At 63.7% G+C, this 15,587-nt stretch carries 14 protein-coding genes and 1 other RNA gene; 14 read left to right on the top strand and 1 reads right to left on the bottom strand.

Features of this window, described 5'->3' with window-relative positions; translation table 11 throughout:
- The first annotated feature begins 163 nt into the window (after nucleotides 1-163).
- Together J2Y48_RS09565 and rnpB are read left to right on the top strand one after the other, a co-directional pair.
- Nucleotides 164-685 (top strand): lytic transglycosylase domain-containing protein, encoded by a 522-nt coding sequence (locus tag J2Y48_RS09565; RefSeq protein ID WP_310416319.1) that lies wholly within the window; start codon nucleotides 164-166, stop codon nucleotides 683-685.
- Nucleotides 686-796: 111 nt separating this feature from the next.
- Nucleotides 797-1,192, top strand: an RNA gene (gene rnpB, locus J2Y48_RS09560) — RNase P RNA component class A.
- 262 nt (nucleotides 1,193-1,454) lie between these two features.
- Here rnpB and J2Y48_RS09555 read toward each other — a convergent pair.
- Entirely contained in the window at nucleotides 1,455-1,601 is a 147-nt protein-coding gene (locus J2Y48_RS09555; RefSeq protein ID WP_310416317.1) for a hypothetical protein, read from the bottom strand.
- Here J2Y48_RS09555 and mraZ point away from each other — a divergent pair.
- From mraZ to murB, 12 genes are all read left to right on the top strand, one after another.
- The gene (mraZ, locus tag J2Y48_RS09550) at nucleotides 1,600-2,040 is read left to right on the top strand and encodes a division/cell wall cluster transcriptional repressor MraZ (protein WP_310416313.1); all 441 of its coding nucleotides are present in this window, start codon (nucleotides 1,600-1,602) and stop codon (nucleotides 2,038-2,040) included. The genes J2Y48_RS09555 and mraZ overlap by 2 nt on opposite strands.
- Nucleotides 2,041-2,054: 14 nt before the next feature.
- Complete coding sequence (gene rsmH, locus J2Y48_RS09545; protein WP_310416310.1) at nucleotides 2,055-3,080, top strand: 16S rRNA (cytosine(1402)-N(4))-methyltransferase RsmH; 1,026 nt, start codon at nucleotides 2,055-2,057, stop codon at nucleotides 3,078-3,080.
- A gap of 3 nt (nucleotides 3,081-3,083) precedes the next feature.
- A complete protein-coding gene (locus J2Y48_RS09540; RefSeq protein ID WP_310416307.1) occupies nucleotides 3,084-3,479 on the top strand; it encodes a hypothetical protein in 396 nt (131 codons plus the stop codon).
- The gene (locus tag J2Y48_RS09535) at nucleotides 3,479-5,230 is read left to right on the top strand and encodes a penicillin-binding protein 2 (protein ID WP_310416304.1); all 1,752 of its coding nucleotides are present in this window, start codon (nucleotides 3,479-3,481) and stop codon (nucleotides 5,228-5,230) included. Before J2Y48_RS09540 ends, J2Y48_RS09535 begins: the two co-directional genes overlap by 1 nt.
- Before the next feature lie 68 nt (nucleotides 5,231-5,298).
- A complete protein-coding gene (locus J2Y48_RS09530) occupies nucleotides 5,299-6,750 on the top strand; it encodes a UDP-N-acetylmuramoyl-L-alanyl-D-glutamate--2,6-diaminopimelate ligase (protein ID WP_310416301.1) in 1,452 nt (483 codons plus the stop codon).
- Entirely contained in the window at nucleotides 6,747-8,180 is a 1,434-nt protein-coding gene (locus J2Y48_RS09525) for a UDP-N-acetylmuramoylalanyl-D-glutamyl-2,6-diaminopimelate--D-alanyl-D-alanine ligase (RefSeq protein WP_310416298.1), read from the top strand. The genes J2Y48_RS09530 and J2Y48_RS09525 overlap by 4 nt, the downstream gene beginning before the upstream one ends.
- A gap of 209 nt (nucleotides 8,181-8,389) precedes the next feature.
- Nucleotides 8,390-9,490, top strand: coding sequence for a phospho-N-acetylmuramoyl-pentapeptide-transferase (gene mraY / locus J2Y48_RS09520; protein ID WP_310416296.1), 1,101 nt, complete (start codon nucleotides 8,390-8,392; stop codon nucleotides 9,488-9,490).
- A gap of 4 nt (nucleotides 9,491-9,494) precedes the next feature.
- Nucleotides 9,495-10,898: a UDP-N-acetylmuramoyl-L-alanine--D-glutamate ligase gene (gene murD, locus J2Y48_RS09515; RefSeq protein WP_310416294.1), complete on the top strand. Its 1,404-nt coding sequence runs from the start codon at nucleotides 9,495-9,497 to the stop codon at nucleotides 10,896-10,898.
- Between the two features lie 10 nt (nucleotides 10,899-10,908).
- Nucleotides 10,909-12,063 (top strand): putative lipid II flippase FtsW, encoded by a 1,155-nt coding sequence (ftsW, locus tag J2Y48_RS09510; RefSeq protein ID WP_310416291.1) that lies wholly within the window; start codon nucleotides 10,909-10,911, stop codon nucleotides 12,061-12,063.
- Between the two features lie 6 nt (nucleotides 12,064-12,069).
- A complete protein-coding gene (murG, locus tag J2Y48_RS09505; protein ID WP_310416288.1) occupies nucleotides 12,070-13,194 on the top strand; it encodes an undecaprenyldiphospho-muramoylpentapeptide beta-N-acetylglucosaminyltransferase in 1,125 nt (374 codons plus the stop codon).
- Complete coding sequence (murC, locus tag J2Y48_RS09500) at nucleotides 13,191-14,606, top strand: UDP-N-acetylmuramate--L-alanine ligase (protein WP_310416285.1); 1,416 nt, start codon at nucleotides 13,191-13,193, stop codon at nucleotides 14,604-14,606. Before murG ends, murC begins: the two co-directional genes overlap by 4 nt.
- Nucleotides 14,603-15,577 carry a UDP-N-acetylmuramate dehydrogenase gene (murB, locus tag J2Y48_RS09495; protein WP_310416283.1) on the top strand — a complete coding sequence of 325 codons (975 nt, stop codon included), beginning with the start codon at nucleotides 14,603-14,605 and terminating at the stop codon, nucleotides 15,575-15,577. The genes murC and murB overlap by 4 nt, the downstream gene beginning before the upstream one ends.
- Nucleotides 15,578-15,587 lie beyond the last annotated feature (10 nt).

Below are 15,587 nucleotides of genomic sequence, written 5' to 3'. Positions count from 1 at the left end.
TCGCCGGCGGGAGGTAGGCCTCTTCCGCGACTGTCCTGGGTCCGCTGTTCTGAAGAGCCTTGGACCGCTTCACGATGTTTGGATCACTGCGCGGGGTTTCGGTCGATGGGCCGGTTCCCCAAGGCCTAGCCGTGCGCCCATATGGACGGAGACATTAGAACACATGACGAATTCGTTTATGGCCGCGGGGGCGGCTTGCCTTATTGCCCTTCTGACCCAGACGGTATCGGCCAAGGCCGATGATCTCCCCGGCGTCACTGTCAGCAAGCCCCTAAAGACCGTGACCCGGACCACCGGCTACCCGTTGATGGGGGCGCCGGCCAGCTACTCCACGCTGATCAAGACCTATGCGCGGCAATACGGCGTGCCGGTCGACCTTGCTCATGCCGTTGTCCGCGTGGAAAGCAACTTCAATCCAAGAGCGCGTGGCAGCGCGGGTGAGATTGGCCTGATGCAGATCAAGCCGGCGACGGCCCGCATGATGGGTTACCAGGGCCACGCCACGGGCCTCTACGACCCGGAAACGAACATCAAATTCGGAATGAAGTACCTCGCCGTGGCGCACGATCTCAGCGGTGGCACGACCTGTGGCACAATCCTGAAGTACAATGCCGGCCATGGCGCCAAGCGCATGAACCCAGTGTCGAAGCGCTACTGCGGCAAGGTCCAGAGCCTGCTCGACTAGCACATGCTGGGGGGCATCCGTTGCGGAGTAGCCCCCACGCGATGTTGCTCGACTTGTCCGTGCTGGCGATTTTTCTGGTCATCGCAGTTCCCTTTCGCTAAGGAACGCGAGCCAGTTGGCCGGGCAGCCGCGCCCCGCTACGGCCGAAAGGCTGCGGGGGGAGGAAAGTCCGGGCTCCACGGAAACACGGTGCCGGATAACGTCCGGCGGGGGCGACCCTAGGGAAAGTGCCACAGAAAGCAAACCGCCTTCTCTGGAAGGTAAGGGTGAAAGGGTGGGGTAAGAGCCCACCGCGGCCATGGCAACATGGACGGCACGGTAAACCCCACCGGGAGCAAGACCGAATAGGGATGACGCGGACGGCGCAAGCCTTCCAGCCCGTTTCCGGGCCGGTCATCCGGGTGGGTTGCAAGAGGCCGGGCGCAAGTCCGGTCCCAGATGAATGGCTGCCACGTTCCGGCGTTAGTCGGAGCCATACAGAACCCGGCTTACAGGCCAACTGGCGTATTCTCTCCGCGCATGATCCCATAGCGCGCATTCCGATCTGCACGGCAGCGCCGCCGGCAAACCGGCCGTTCCAGCCCAGCTTACGATCCCGAATTTCTATTGAATCCAGCGCTTTGACAGGGCGGGCCGTAACCATTCGTTAAACTTAACGGCTCATAAACATTTGATGGTCTCACTCCGGGAACCCGCCTGTTCCCATTGACGCCCAAATGGTCCCATGGTATCCCATCAACATACCGCACAGGGGCGAATGATCGCCCGTTCATCGCAAAGTGCAGAGGTGCTCCGGCAGGGGCTGGCGCGGCGTGATGCCGTCGTACCAGGCGCGATTCGTGTGGTTGAGTTCTGTGTGGATTTTCCGGTGCTTGCTGTTTTGGTGCCGGTCAGGGAAGCGGCTGTCAGGCGTCATGAACCGGTTCCTGTCGAATGCGACAAACAGGATCGATGCGAAGGGGAGGGTCTCGGTGCCTTCAGCCTTCCGGGCGGTCCTTGCGCAGCGCGACGTCCGGGAGCTCTATTGCTTCCAGGATTTTGTTTTCCCGGCGATCAGCGTCGGTGGTCCGGATCTGCTCGATCGCTTCGAGCGGCAGATAGCCACCGAGGATCCGTTTTCGCCGGAAGCGAACGAGATGTCGCTCCTGATTCACGGGGGCGGGGTCTTCATGCGGCTCGATTCCGAGGGGCGGTTGATGGTCACGGATTTCATTCGCGACTACACCGGCATCACGACGGATGTCACCTTCGTCGGTCGGGCCGATCATTTTCAGCTTTGGGCGCCGCAAACGTTCGAGGCAATGCAGGCGGCGGCCCGGACGGAGCGCAGATTGCGAGGTCCGGGCTCGAAGTAAGATGGAGAAGCGGGATGTCGACGGAAATTGGCGGAGGCAAGCCTGATGCCGATGGCGGACCGATCCGGCACATCCCGGTTCTTCTGAACGAGGTGATCGAAGCGCTCCAGCCGCAGTCCGGTCAGGTCATCCTTGATGGCACATTCGGTGCCGGTGGCTATACTTCCGCCATCCTGGGCACGGGGGCTTCGGTGATCGCGCTGGACCGCGATCCGAGCGCGATCGAGGCCGGGCAGGCACTCGTCGCTGCATCCGGTGGCCGTCTGTCACTGATCCATTCGCAATTCTCCGAGCTTGCTCGCCATGCGCCTCCCGGCGGGCTCGATGGGGTCGTGCTCGATATCGGCGTATCGTCCATGCAGCTCGACGAAGCCGAGCGGGGGTTTTCGTTCCAGAAAAGCGGTCCGCTCGATATGCGCATGTCTAGCGCCGGTGTTTCCGCCGCCGACGTCGTCAACCGGGCAAAGGTCTCCGACCTCATCCGCATCTTCGGCTTCCTCGGCGAGGAGAAGCAGGCGGGCCGGATTGCACGCGCGATCGAGAAGCGCCGGGCGGAACAGCCTTTCGCCAGCACCCGTGACCTTGCCGGACTGATCGAGGTTGTCACGCCCCGCAAGGCGAAGGACAAGATCCATCCGGCGACGCGCGTCTTCCAGGCACTGCGTATCTTCGTCAACGACGAACTGGGAGAATTGGCACGGGCGCTGTTTGCCGCCGAGCGCGTGCTCAAGCCGGGCGGGCGTCTCGTCGTCGTCAGTTTCCACTCGCTCGAGGACCGGATCGTCAAGAAATTCTTCCAGGATCGTTCCGGCCGCACGACGGGCTCGCGTCATCTGCCGGAGCTAATCAAGAAAGACGTAATCTTCGCGCCAGTTGGCAAGTCCATGATCGCCGCCAGTGAAGAGGAAGCGGCGGCCAATCCGCGTGCCCGTTCCGCGAAGCTGCGGGCCGGCGAACGCACGGTGGCGCCGGCCGGAGCGGATGACCTGTCCATTTTCGAGCTGCCCGAGCTTGCAAGTCTTGAGAAGATTGGAGGCTGATGGATGTTCCGTACCTTTGATGCCATCCTCGTCGTCGTCATGACCGCCGCCGCGACCGTGACCTACACCATCAAGCACAAGGCTGAGAACAAGCTCGAGGAAGTCCGCAAGCTCGACGCCGAGATCCGGCTCGAGGAGCACACGATCGATCTCCTGCGGGCCGATTGGGCGCTTCTCACCCAGCCGGCCCGTCTCAACCGCCTGGTGAAGGTCTACGATCAGGATCTTCAGCTGTTGCCGACGGAATCGACCCAACTCGCACAGCCGGTGGAACTGCCGATGCGCACTGCCGAGCTTCCTGCCATCGAGGAAGAGGACGGGGCAGGCAAGAATGTCGCCAAGGCAAAGGACGGCGTGAAGGGGACTGACAAGATGGCAACTGGTTCGGTGGCGCGCTGATGTCGTTTCTCTCCCGCATTATGGATGTGAAGAGCAAGGCTCACTTCTCGCATGGCGGCGCCGGGCGCCCGGCGGACCGGCCGGATGCCACGGCCTTCCAGGGGCATCGCAAGCGCAGTGGCAAGCAGGCACGCAGCCGAGTCGCCGTTCTCATGGCATGTTTCGGGCTGGCCTATTGCGTGGTTGGCGGACGTCTTGTCCAATATGGCGTGACCATGTCGGAATCGGTTTCCAGCATTGGTCCCGCCGACAATCTGCTCGCTTCACGCCCCGACATCGTCGACCGCAATGGCGAGATCTTGGCAACCGATATCCGCACCGTTTCGCTCTATGCCGAGCCGCACAAGATCGTGGATGCGGACGAGGCGCTCGAAATGCTCCAGACGGTGCTGCCTGACCTGGATCCGAAGGGAACCTACAAGAAACTCACCGCCAACTCGCGCTTCCAGTGGCTGCAGCGGCAGCTGACGCCGAAGCAGCAAAGCCGCATCCTGGCGCTCGGCATACCCGGTGTCGGCTTTCGTCCCGAAAAGCGCCGCTTCTATCCGAGCGGCTCAGCCGCCGCCCACATCGTCGGCTACGTCAACATCGACAACCGCGGCATTGCCGGCATGGAGCGCTACATCGACAACCAGGGCCTTGCGGATCTTGCAGCGATCGGCATGACCAGCGACGCGAAGATGGAGCCGGTGCGGCTTTCGATCGATTTGCGCGTGCAATCGATGCTGCACGATGTGATCGTGGCTTCGATGGCGAAATACCAGGCGGAGGCCGCCGGCGCCGTTGTGCTTGACGTGCACACGGGCGAAATTCTGGCCATGGCGTCGGTCCCGGACTATGACCCGAACAACCCCGCCGAGAGCGCCAAGGACGGCTGGCTCAACCGCATGTCGGACGGCACGTTCGAAATGGGCTCGACCTTCAAGACCTTCACGACGGCAATGGCGCTCGATTCAGGCAAGGTCACGCTGAAGGACAGCTTCGATGCCCGCTTCCCGATCCGGATCGGCGGCTTCACCATCAAGGATTTCCACGGCAAGCACCGCGTCCTGACGGTGCCGGAGATCTTCCAGTATTCGTCGAATATCGGCACGGCCAAGATGGCCGATATCGTCGGCATTCCTGCCCACAAGGAGTTCCTCACCCGACTCGGCCTGTTGTCGAAAATGCAGACCGAGTTGCCGGAGGTGAAGACGCCGAGCCAGCCGCGCGAGTGGAAGAAGATCAATTCGATCACAATTTCCTTTGGCCACGGCGTCTCGACGACACCGCTGCAGACGGCGGTCGCCGGCGCCACGCTGATGAACGGTGGCAAGTATCTGCCGCCCACGTTCCTGCCGCGCAGCCGGGAGGAAGCCGACGCCATGGCCCAGGCGGTGGTCAAGCAGAGCACAAGCGACGATATGCGCTACCTGATGCGCGTGAACGCGATGATCGGCTCGGGCAAGCGGGCGCTGGTGCCGGGTTTCAACGTCGGCGGCAAGACAGGGACGGCGGACAAGGTCGTCAACGGCCGCTACGCCAAGAATGGGCTTAACTTCAACGCCTTCCTTTCCGCCTTTCCCATTGATGATCCGCAATACATGGTGCTGAGCTTCATCGACGCGCCGAAGACAGGTGAGGGCGGCGGCCGGACTGCAGGCCTCAATGCGGCACCGATGGTCGGCGAGATCATCCGCCGAAGCGCCCCACTTCTCGGTGTAAAGCCGAAATTCGGGGAGGACGGCTCTGCCTTGCTCGTGTCTTATTGAGCGCAGAATGAACGGGAAGAGCCGATTCGCGGACGATTCGGTGTAACTCGACAAAAACAGAGCTGCAGATGAAGATCACAGACCTTGCCGGCCCCGAAGTTTCAAACCTGGGTAACGCCTCCGCAATCGAGGTGGGTGGCATTTCGGCGGACAGCCGCACGGTCAAAAAGGGTGATCTTTTCGTCGCCGTAAACGGTTCGAAGAACGACGGCACGGCCTATGTCGCCGATGCGATCGCGCGCGGCGCCGCCGCCGTCGTCGTCGGGCGAGAAGCGCATGTCGAGGCGAGCGTGCCGGTGATCGCCGTGGACGAACCGCGCCGCTTCCTGGCGCTGGCCTCCGCGCGTTTCTTTGCCCGTCAGCCGGAGACCATGGTCGCCGTCACAGGTACGGCCGGCAAGACCTCGGTTGCCTCTTTCACGCGGCAGATCTGGGCACATGCGGGCCACGCGGCAGCCATGATCGGCACGACGGGCGTCACGGCTCCGGGCCGCGAGGACTACGGCTCGCTGACCACGCCCGATCCTGTTTCGCTGCACAAGCTGCTGGCCGAACTGGCCGATGCCGGCGTCACCCATGCGGCGATGGAGGCTTCCAGCCACGGCCTCGACCAGGCGCGCCTCGATGGCGTCCAGCTGTCTGCTGCGGCCTTCACCAATCTCGGCCGCGACCACATGGACTACCACCCGACCGTCGAGCACTACATGGCCGCCAAGATGCGCCTGTTCGACACGCTGCTGCCGAGGGGCGCGCCGGCTGTCATCTTTGCCGACGACGAGTGGTCGGGCGCCGCCATCAAGGCGGCAGAGGATGCGGGCATGGACGTTCGCACGGTCGGTCGCAAGGGAGGCTACCTGACGCTCAAGCGGGTTGAGCATTTCCGTCACAAGCAGATGGCGGAGGTTCACGTCGGCGACGACATCTACGAGGTGCACATCCCGCTTGCGGGCGATTTCCAGATCGCCAACGCGCTGGTTGCCGCAGGCCTTGCAATGTCCACCGGCGTTTCGGCGAAGGACGCGATGGCGGCGCTCGGTCATCTGGTCGGCGCTTCCGGTCGGCTCGAACTCGTCGGCCACGCCAAGAACGGCGCGCTCGCCTATGTGGACTACGCCCACAAGCCCGACGCACTGGAGAACGTCCTGTCCTCAGTTCGCCCCTTTACGTCCGGCCGCGTCATCGTGGTGTTCGGCTGCGGCGGCGATCGCGACAAGGGCAAGCGGGCGATCATGGGCGAGATCGCCACGAGGCTTGCCGACGTGGTCATCGTCACCGACGACAATCCGCGCTCGGAGGTTCCCGAAGTGATCCGGTCCGAGATCATGGCGGCCACCAAGGGGGCGACGGAAATCGGCGACCGGGCCGCGGCAATCCGTGCCGCCGTCGCGATGCTGTCGGCGGGGGATACATTGATCGTCGCCGGCAAGGGGCATGAAGAGGGGCAGACGATCGGTAGTGTCACGCTGCCGTTCTCCGACCACGCGGAAGTCCGCAAAGCCCTGGAGGAACTCGACCTTTGACGATGCTCTGGACAATCGGGGACCTGATCGCGGCAACCAACGGCCGCCCCATCGGGAGCATGCCGGCGGGGATCACCGGCATTTCGATCGACAGTCGCTCGATCAGTCCCGGCGAAGCCTTCTTTGCCATCAAGGGCGACCGGGTGGACGGCCATGATTTCGCGAGCCTCGCCTTTGCCAATGGGGCCGCGCTTCTCGTCGTGAGCGAAGGCAAGCTGCCGGCGCTCGGGCGCCTCACCGCACCGATGCTGGTCGTCCATGACGTGCTGCAGGCCCTCGTCGATCTGGGGTGTGCGGCCCGCGACCGAAGTGCAGCGAAAGTCATCGCGGTGACCGGTTCGGTCGGCAAGACGACGACGAAGGAAATGCTGCGGCACGCGCTTTCGGCCTGCGGCAGCGTGCACGCCTCGGCGGCGTCCTTCAACAATCACTGGGGCGTGCCGCTGACGTTGGCACGGATGCCGGAGAACACGGCCTACGGCGTGTTCGAAATCGGCATGAACCACCCTGACGAAATCCGGCCGCTGGTGAAGATGGTTCGTCCGCATGTGGCGCTCGTCACCACGATCGCCGCCGCTCACCTCGGCAACTTTGCGAGCCTCGACGAGATTGCGATGGCAAAGGCGGAAATCTTCGATGGGCTGGCGCCAGGGGGGCACGCGCTCCTCAACCGCGACAATGAGCAATTCGCCGTGCTGGAGCAAGCGGCCAAGGCCGCCGGCGTCGAGCACATCCATTCCTTCGGCGCCGATGCGAAGGCGGAATTCCGCCTGATCGAATTTGTGCCCGGTCCGCAGGGCAGCGTGTTGTGGGCGTCGGTCGGCGGGCAGACGCTCGAAATTCCCATGGGAGCGCCCGGCCGCCACATCGCGGAGAACGCGGTTGCCGTCCTTGGCGTCGCCCATCTCGTCGGGGCCGACATCGAGAGGGTGATGGACGCGCTCGCCACGATGCAGCCGGAGAAGGGGCGCGGGCGTCGCTATCGGCTGGCAATCGATGGCGGATATTTCACGCTGATCGACGAGAGCTACAACGCCAATCCCGCCTCGATGCGGGCAGCGATCGCGCTGTTGCGCGATACGGTACCGGGCGAGGGCGGCCGCCGCATCGCCGTGCTTGGTGACATGCTTGAAATGGGCGAATTCTCCGCGCAGGTGCACGCAGATCTCACCACACCGCTTGCCGAGGCGGGAATCGAGGACGTGTGGATCGGCGGCCCGGAGATGGTGGCGCTGCGCGATGCGCTGTCCGATGCGGCGGGCGTCGAATACCGGCCTGACGCGGATGGTATGCAGGAATTCGTGCTTCAGGCGGTGCGGCCAGGGGACGTGATCGTAGTGAAATCCTCGAAATCCACGGGTTTCAGTCGAATCGTCACCGCATTGCTTGACAAGTACGAGCCATTCTCCGACACGGAGCGCGCCGAATGAGGCGCCGGCTGCCCATCGGGCACCCGGCACTTTGACGTTTGCATTTGCGCATGATCCCGGATGCGAACCGCATCGGGACACATGTGCGAGGGGCACGCCGGGCATGTTCGCCCGTGCACTCCATTCTTCGAATCTGGTGCGGTCACGCTCCGATAGGGACCATTTCCGTCGGCCAAGACCCCCGCAAAGCCCTTGGGGAAAGGTCTAGAATGCTGCTTTGGCTTGTCGAACTGGCGGAAGAGATCCAGGTCTTCAACCTGTTCCGCTACATCACGTTCCGCACCGGTGCAGCGCTGTTCACCTCCGCCGCCATCGTCTTTCTGTTCGGTCCGGCGATCATCGCGTCGTTGCGCGTACGCCAGGGCAAGGGCCAGCCGATCCGCGCCGACGGGCCGCAGACCCACTTCAAGAAGGCCGGCACGCCGACCATGGGCGGCATCATGATTCTTGCCGGCATCGTCGGCAGCGCGCTGCTCTGGGCCGATCTCTCCAACATCTATGTTGTCGCGACGCTGCTGGTGACACTCGGTTTCGGGGCGATTGGCTTCTACGACGACTACCTGAAGGTGACGAAGCAGACGGACAAGGGATTTTCCGGCAAGGCGCGTCTCGGCCTGGAATTCATCATTGCCGGGATCGCCACCTTCTTCATGATGCGGGCGGCCCTTTCCGTGGGTACTCCCGGCTCGACGCTCGGTTCCTCGGTCGCCTTCCCCTTCGCCAAGGACCTGCTGCTCAATCTCGGCATCTTCTTCGTCCTGTTCGGCGGCTTCGTCATCGTTGCGGCGGGCAACGCCGTCAATCTCACCGATGGCCTTGACGGCCTTGCCACGGTCCCGGTGATGATCTCCGCCGCCTCCTTCGGCATCATCGCCTACCTGGCTGGCAACGCGGTCTTTGCGAACTACCTGCAGATCCACTTCGTTCCCGGCACCGGCGAACTGGCGGTCATCCTCGGCGCCGTTATCGGCGCCGGCCTCGGCTTCCTCTGGTTCAATGCGCCGCCGGCTGCAATCTTCATGGGCGATACCGGCTCGCTGGCCCTAGGCGGCCTGATCGGCTCCGTCGCCGTTGCGACCAAACACGAGATCGTCATGGCGATCATCGGCGGTCTGTTCGTGATGGAAACGCTGTCGGTGATCATCCAGGTGGGCTCGTTCAAGCTCACCGGCAAGCGCGTGTTCCTGATGGCGCCGATCCACCACCATTTCGAGAAGAAGGGCTGGACGGAGAGCCAGGTGGTGATCCGCTTCTGGATCATCGCCGTGATCCTCGCGCTCGTCGGTCTTTCGACCCTGAAGCTGCGGTGACCCGATGATCCCGGTCACGACCTTCAAGGACAGAAACGTCGCGCTCTTCGGGCTCGGGGGCTCGGGGCTGGCGACGGCCGAGGCGCTCGTCGCCGGTGGTGCGAAGGTCATGGCCTGGGACGACAATCCCGACAGCGTTGCCAAAGCCAGCGATGCGGGCATTGCGACCGGCGACCTGCGTCAGATCGACTGGAATTCGATTTCTGCCTTCGTTCTGTCCCCCGGCGTGCCTCTGACCCATCCGAAGCCGCATTGGAGCGTGGATCTGGCGCGTGCGGCCGGCGTCGAGATCATCGGCGACGTCGAGCTGTTCGTGCGCGAGCGTCGCGCCCATGCGCCCGATTGCCCGTTCATCGCCATCACCGGCACCAACGGCAAGTCGACGACGACCGCCCTGATCGCCCATATCCTCAGATCGAGCGGGCGAGATACGCAGCTCGGCGGCAACATCGGCACGGCCGTCCTGACCCTCGATCCGCCGAAGGCCGGCCGGTTCTTCGTGGTCGAATGCTCGTCGTACCAGATCGATCTCGCACCCACGATCAATCCGACGGCGGGCCTTCTCCTTAACCTCACTCCGGATCACCTCGACCGGCACGGCACCATGCAACATTATGCCGACGTCAAGGAGCGATTGGTGGCCGGTAGCGAGACGGCCGTCATTGCCGTCGACGACACCTACACCACGCTGATCGCCGATCGGGTCGAGCGCTCCGGCACAAAGGTGGTCCGTGTTTCGCGCCGCCAACCGCTGGCGGACGGCCTCTACGCGGAAGACGCGCACATCCGGATCGCACAGGGTGGCACTTCACGCGGAATCGCCGACCTTTCCGCAATCCAGACACTGCGCGGCAGCCACAATGCACAGAACGCGGCAGCGGCGATTGCCGCCTGTCTTGCCGTCGGCGTCAGCGAGGACGAAATCCGCGCTGGCCTCGCCTCGTTCCCCGGGCTCAAGCACCGCATGCAGCCGGTCGGCCGCAAGGGCGACGTCGTCTTCGTCAACGATTCCAAGGCAACGAACGCGGAGGCGGCCGCCCCGGCCTTGTCGAGCTACGACCGGATATACTGGATCGCAGGCGGGCTGCCGAAGGAGGGGGGCATCACCGGCCTCTCCGGCTTCTTTCCAAAGATCGCCAAGGCCTATCTGATCGGCGAGGCCGCCGCCGCCTTCGCCGCAACGCTCGGCGACCAGGTCGCCTACGAGATTTCCGGCACGCTGGAGCGCGCCGTGCTGCATGCGGCGGCGGATGCGGCGAGGGACGGAGCGGGGCCGGTCGCGGTCCTGCTGTCACCGGCTTGCGCAAGCTTCGACCAGTACAAGAATTTCGAAGTCAGGGGCGATGCCTTTGTCGGCCATGTCGCGGCGCTTCCCGGCGTGACCATGCTGATCGAGGCAAACGGTTAGGGGGATTGCCATGGTTAGTCGTGCCGAGCGTGGTCCGGTGGCCGATTGGTTCTGGACAATAGACAGGTTGTTTCTCGCCGCCTTCATCCTCTTGATGGGAATCGGCTTCATGCTGTCCTTCGCCGCAAGCCCTGCGGTGGCGGAACGCCTCAACCTCGACAGCTTCCACTTCGTCAAGCGCCATGCCCTGTTCTTGCTTCCGGCAATCGCGACGATGGTGGCCATCTCGTTTCTAACGCCCCGGCAGGTGCGGCGAACCGCGGCGATCCTGCTTGTGGTGTCGTTGGCGATGATGGTGCTGGCACTGTTCATCGGCGTCGAGGTGAAGGGCGCGCGGCGTTGGATCTCGATCGGCAGCCTGTCGATCCAGCCGTCGGAGTTCATGAAGCCCGCCTTCGTCGTGATCTGTGCCTGGCTTTTCTCCGAATACGCGCGCCAGCCGGAAATCCCCGGCAACCTCTTCGCCATTCTGATGTTCGGGATCGTTGCCGCTCTCCTTGTGGCGCAGCCGGACCTTGGTCAGACGGTCCTGACCACGGCGGTCTGGGGCGGCATGTTCTTCATGGCCGGCATGCCGTGGATCTGGATCATTCTGCTCGGCGGCGTTGCGATCGGGGGATTCGTCTCCGCCTACTATCTCTTCGACCACGTCTCCGGCCGTATCGATCGGTTCCTCACCGGCGAAGGCGACACGTTCCAGGTTGATACCGCCCGCGAGGCGATCATCCGTGGTGACTGGTTCGGAAAGGGCCCGGGCGAGGGTATCGTCAAGCGCATCATTCCGGACAGCCATACCGACTTCATCTTCTCGGTCGCAGCAGAAGAGTTCGGCATCGTCTTCTGCATGGTCATCGTCGCGGTCTTCGCCTTCGTCGTGATGCGCGGCTTGAACCATGCGTTCAAAGAGCGCAACGATTTCACCCGTTTCGCCGTCGCCGGGCTGGTGCTCCTGATCGGCATCCAGTCTATGATCAACATCGGCGTGAACCTCGAACTGCTGCCGGCCAAAGGGATGACCCTGCCGCTCATCTCCTATGGCGGCTCGTCGATGGTCGCAATCTGCGTCACGGCGGGCTTCATCCTTGCCTTGACGCGTCACCGGCCGGAAAAGCGTGCCGCCGAGCGAAGCCTCTTCCGCTCCGGCATGCTTTCTCCCGCGGAGTAATATCGAATGAGCAAAGGCATCATCCTGCTCGCCGCCGGGGGCACCGGCGGCCATCTTTTTCCGGCCGAGGCGCTGGCGCATGAATTGAAGGCGAATGGCTGGTCCGTGCATCTCGTCACCGACAGTCGCGCCGAGCGCTTTGCCGGCAAATTCCCGGCCGACGAGATCCACGTCGTGCCGTCGGCGACGATCGGCTCGAAAAATCCGTTGAAGGTCGTCTCGTCGTTGTGGACGCTGTGGACGGGTCTGCGGGCGGCGCGGCGGCTGCTGACGCGGCTCCGACCCAGCGCCGTCGTCGGGTTCGGCGGCTATCCTACCTTGCCGCCATTGCTGGCCGCCACCGGCATGCGCATACCGTCGATGATCCACGAGCAGAACGCTGTGATGGGGCGCGCCAACAAGGCGCTTGCCGCCCGCGTGCAGGCGATTGCCGGCGGGTTCCTGCCGGACGGCGAGGGCGCGTATGCGGCAAAGACGGTCACGACCGGCAATCCGGTCCGCCCGGCCGTGCTCGCGGCGGCCGAAGTGCCCTATCAGCTGGCGAAACCGGACGGCGAATTCCGCCTCATTGTCTTCGGCGGCAGCCAGGGGGCGCAGTTCTTTTCCAAAGCCGTTCCGCAGGCTGTCTGCCGGCTCAGCGAAGCCAAGCGGGCACGCCTGCGCATAACCCAGCAGGCCCGGCCCGAGGATCGTGAAGGTGTCGAGGCCATTTACGAGAGGCTCGCAATCGCCGCAGACGTTTCGCCCTTTTTCACCGACATGGCGGACCGCCTCGCGAACGCGCATCTTGTCGTCAGCCGTTCCGGCGCCTCGACTGTTTCGGAGCTGTCCGTCATTGGCCGGCCGGCCGTGCTGGTGCCCTATCCCTATGCCCTCGATCACGATCAGGCGGCGAATGCTGCAGCACTCGCCGCCAACGGCGGGGCGCAGGTCATCACCCAGTCCGAGCTTTCTCCCGAGAAGCTTGCGCTGATCATCACCGATGCGATGAAGCATCCGGATCGGATGGCCGAGATGGCGGAGAGCGCCCGAAAGACGGGCAAGCCGGATGCTGCACGCTTGCTCGCCGCCATGGTGGAAGCTATTGCGGGCGGCAAGACGATAGCGGAATTCAAAGGAGAACGCGCATGAAGATGCCGAAGAGCATAGGGCTCGTTCATTTCATCGGAATCGGCGGCATCGGCATGAGCGGCATTGCCGAGGTGCTGCACAATCTCGGCCACCGTGTACAGGGCTCCGACCAGTCCGACAGCGCCAATGTCCAGCGGTTGCACGAGAAGGGCATCACGGTCCACGTTGGCCACAAGGCCGAGAACCTTGGTGACGCCGAGGTGGTGGTCGTTTCGACGGCGATCAAGAAGGACAATCCGGAGCTCATCGCGGCGCGGGAAAAGCTGCTTCCGGTCGTCCGCCGGGCCGAGATGCTGGCCGAACTGATGCGATTCCGCAATGCGATCGCGATCGGCGGCACGCATGGCAAGACGACGACCACATCGATGGTCGCGGCGTTGCTTGAGGCTGGCGGGCTGGACCCGACCGTCATCAACGGCGGCATCATCAACGCCTACGGCACTAATGCGCGCATGGGCGAGGGCGAGTGGATGGTGGTGGAAGCCGACGAATCCGACGGCACGTTCCTCAAGCTGCCGGCCGACGTCGCCGTGGTGACGAACATCGATCCGGAGCATCTGGATCACTACGGCAGTTTCGACGCGGTGCGCGAGGCATTTCGCCAGTTCGTCGAGAACGTGCCGTTCTACGGCTTCGGCGTCCTGTGCCTGGATCATCCGGAAGTGCAGGCGATGGTCAGCCGCATCGAGGACCGCAAGGTCATCACCTACGGCGAGAACCCGCAGGCCGACGTGCGCTTCGGCAATGTGCGGATGGACGGAGCGACATCGGTCTTCGACGTCGCGATCCGCCGGCGCCGGACCGGCCAGGTGATCGAACTGAAGGATCTTCGCCTGCCCATGCCCGGCCGCCACAACGTTTCCAATGCCACCGCCGCGGTCGCTGTTGCGCAACGGCTCGGGATCTCGCCGGAAGACATTGCGCGCGGCATCGCCTCGTTCAGTGGCGTCAAGCGACGCTTTACGCTCACGGGGACGTGGAACGGCGTCAGCGTCTACGACGACTATGGCCACCATCCGGTCGAGATCAGGGCGGTCCTGAAGGCCGCGCGCGAGGCCTGCCAGGGCCGAATCATCGCGGTTCATCAGCCCCATCGTTACTCGCGCGTCCACAGTCTGTTCGAGGAGTTCGCTGGCTGCTTTAACGATGCAGACACGATCATGATCGCGCCGATCTATGCGGCGGGTGAGGAACCGATCGAGGGCAGCGACGCAGAAACCCTGGTTTCCCGGATCAAGGCGAGCGGACACCGCGACGCCCGCTATCTGGAGGGGCCGGAGAACCTGGCCTCCACCATTGGCACCATTGCTAAGCCTGGCGACTTTGTGGTTCTCTTGGGAGCAGGTAGCATCACCCATTGGGCTGGAGCGCTGCCAAAGGAACTCGCAGGCATTTCGGGAATGATGGCATGAAACAGGTGAATGGCGAAAAGTTGCTGGCGTCTCTCGGCGACGGCATCAAGGACGTGCGCGGGCGGCTGACGCCGGATGCGCCGATGGACCGCGTCACATGGTTTCGGGCCGGCGGACTGGCCGAACTGATGTTCCAGCCGCACGACACCGAGGACCTCGTCACCTTTCTGAAGCTGTTGCCGGACGACGTGTCGCTGACGGTGGTCGGAGTCGGCTCGAATCTTCTCGTGCGCGACGGAGGGATTCCCGGCGTCGTCATCCGTCTTTCGGCCAAGGGCTTCGGCGATCTCGAACTGGTCGGCGACAACCGGATCAAGGCGGGCGCGATCTGCCCGGACAAGAACATTGCCGCAATGGCGCTCGACAACGGCATCGCCGGCTTCGAGTTCTTCTACGGCATTCCCGGATCGATCGGCGGGGCGCTGCGGATGAACGCCGGCGCCAACGGCGGCGAGACGAAGGATCTCGTCGTCGAAGTGCACGCCGTCGATCGCAAGGGCAACGCATACGTGCTGTCGAATGCCGACATGGGCTACAGCTATCGCCATTCGAAAGCGCCCGACGGCCTGATCTTCACCCATGCGATCTTCCAGGGCCATGCCGGCGACAAGGCGCAGATCCGCGAGAAGATGGATGCCGTGCGCCAGCACCGCGAGACGGTGCAGCCGATCCGTGAAAAGACCGGCGGCTCGACCTTCAAGAACCCCGAAGGCCACTCGGCCTGGAAGCTGATCGACGAGGCCGGTTGCCGCGGGCTGATGATCGGGGGCGCGCAGATGTCGCCGATGCACTGCAACTTCATGATCAACACCGGACAGGCGACCGGATACGAGCTCGAGTATCTGGGCGAAACCGTCCGCAGCCGCGTGCTCGAGCATTCCGGCATCATGCTGCAATGGGAGATCAGGCGCATCGGCAACTTCATGCCGGGCTACGAGATCAAGGAATTCCTCGGCAAGGCGACTGCCTGAGTCGGCAGAG

Origin of the sequence: Mycoplana sp. BE70 (genome assembly GCF_031455855.1) — a bacterium.
Taxonomy (GTDB): Bacteria; Pseudomonadota; Alphaproteobacteria; order Rhizobiales; family Rhizobiaceae; genus Mycoplana.
Note: the sequence above shows the minus strand (reverse complement) of the source record. Positions and strands in the feature narration are given on the sequence as shown.

What these genes read in the sequence shown, in the direction of transcription:
- J2Y48_RS09565 (WP_310416319.1), top strand. Translation starts at nt 164, where the DNA reads ATGACGAATTCGTTTATGGCCGCGGGGGCGGCTTGCCTTATTGCCCTT.
- mraZ (WP_310416313.1), top strand. Translation starts at nt 1,600, where the DNA reads ATGAACCGGTTCCTGTCGAATGCGACAAACAGGATCGATGCGAAGGGG.
- J2Y48_RS09555 (WP_310416317.1), bottom strand. Translation starts at nt 1,601, where the DNA reads ATGACGCCTGACAGCCGCTTCCCTGACCGGCACCAAAACAGCAAGCAC.
- rsmH (WP_310416310.1), top strand. Translation starts at nt 2,055, where the DNA reads ATGTCGACGGAAATTGGCGGAGGCAAGCCTGATGCCGATGGCGGACCG.
- J2Y48_RS09540 (WP_310416307.1), top strand. Translation starts at nt 3,084, where the DNA reads ATGTTCCGTACCTTTGATGCCATCCTCGTCGTCGTCATGACCGCCGCC.
- J2Y48_RS09535 (WP_310416304.1), top strand. Translation starts at nt 3,479, where the DNA reads ATGTCGTTTCTCTCCCGCATTATGGATGTGAAGAGCAAGGCTCACTTC.
- J2Y48_RS09530 (WP_310416301.1), top strand. Translation starts at nt 5,299, where the DNA reads ATGAAGATCACAGACCTTGCCGGCCCCGAAGTTTCAAACCTGGGTAAC.
- mraY (WP_310416296.1), top strand. Translation starts at nt 8,390, where the DNA reads ATGCTGCTTTGGCTTGTCGAACTGGCGGAAGAGATCCAGGTCTTCAAC.
- murD (WP_310416294.1), top strand. Translation starts at nt 9,495, where the DNA reads ATGATCCCGGTCACGACCTTCAAGGACAGAAACGTCGCGCTCTTCGGG.
- ftsW (WP_310416291.1), top strand. Translation starts at nt 10,909, where the DNA reads ATGGTTAGTCGTGCCGAGCGTGGTCCGGTGGCCGATTGGTTCTGGACA.
- murG (WP_310416288.1), top strand. Translation starts at nt 12,070, where the DNA reads ATGAGCAAAGGCATCATCCTGCTCGCCGCCGGGGGCACCGGCGGCCAT.
- murC (WP_310416285.1), top strand. Translation starts at nt 13,191, where the DNA reads ATGAAGATGCCGAAGAGCATAGGGCTCGTTCATTTCATCGGAATCGGC.
- murB (WP_310416283.1), top strand. Translation starts at nt 14,603, where the DNA reads ATGAAACAGGTGAATGGCGAAAAGTTGCTGGCGTCTCTCGGCGACGGC.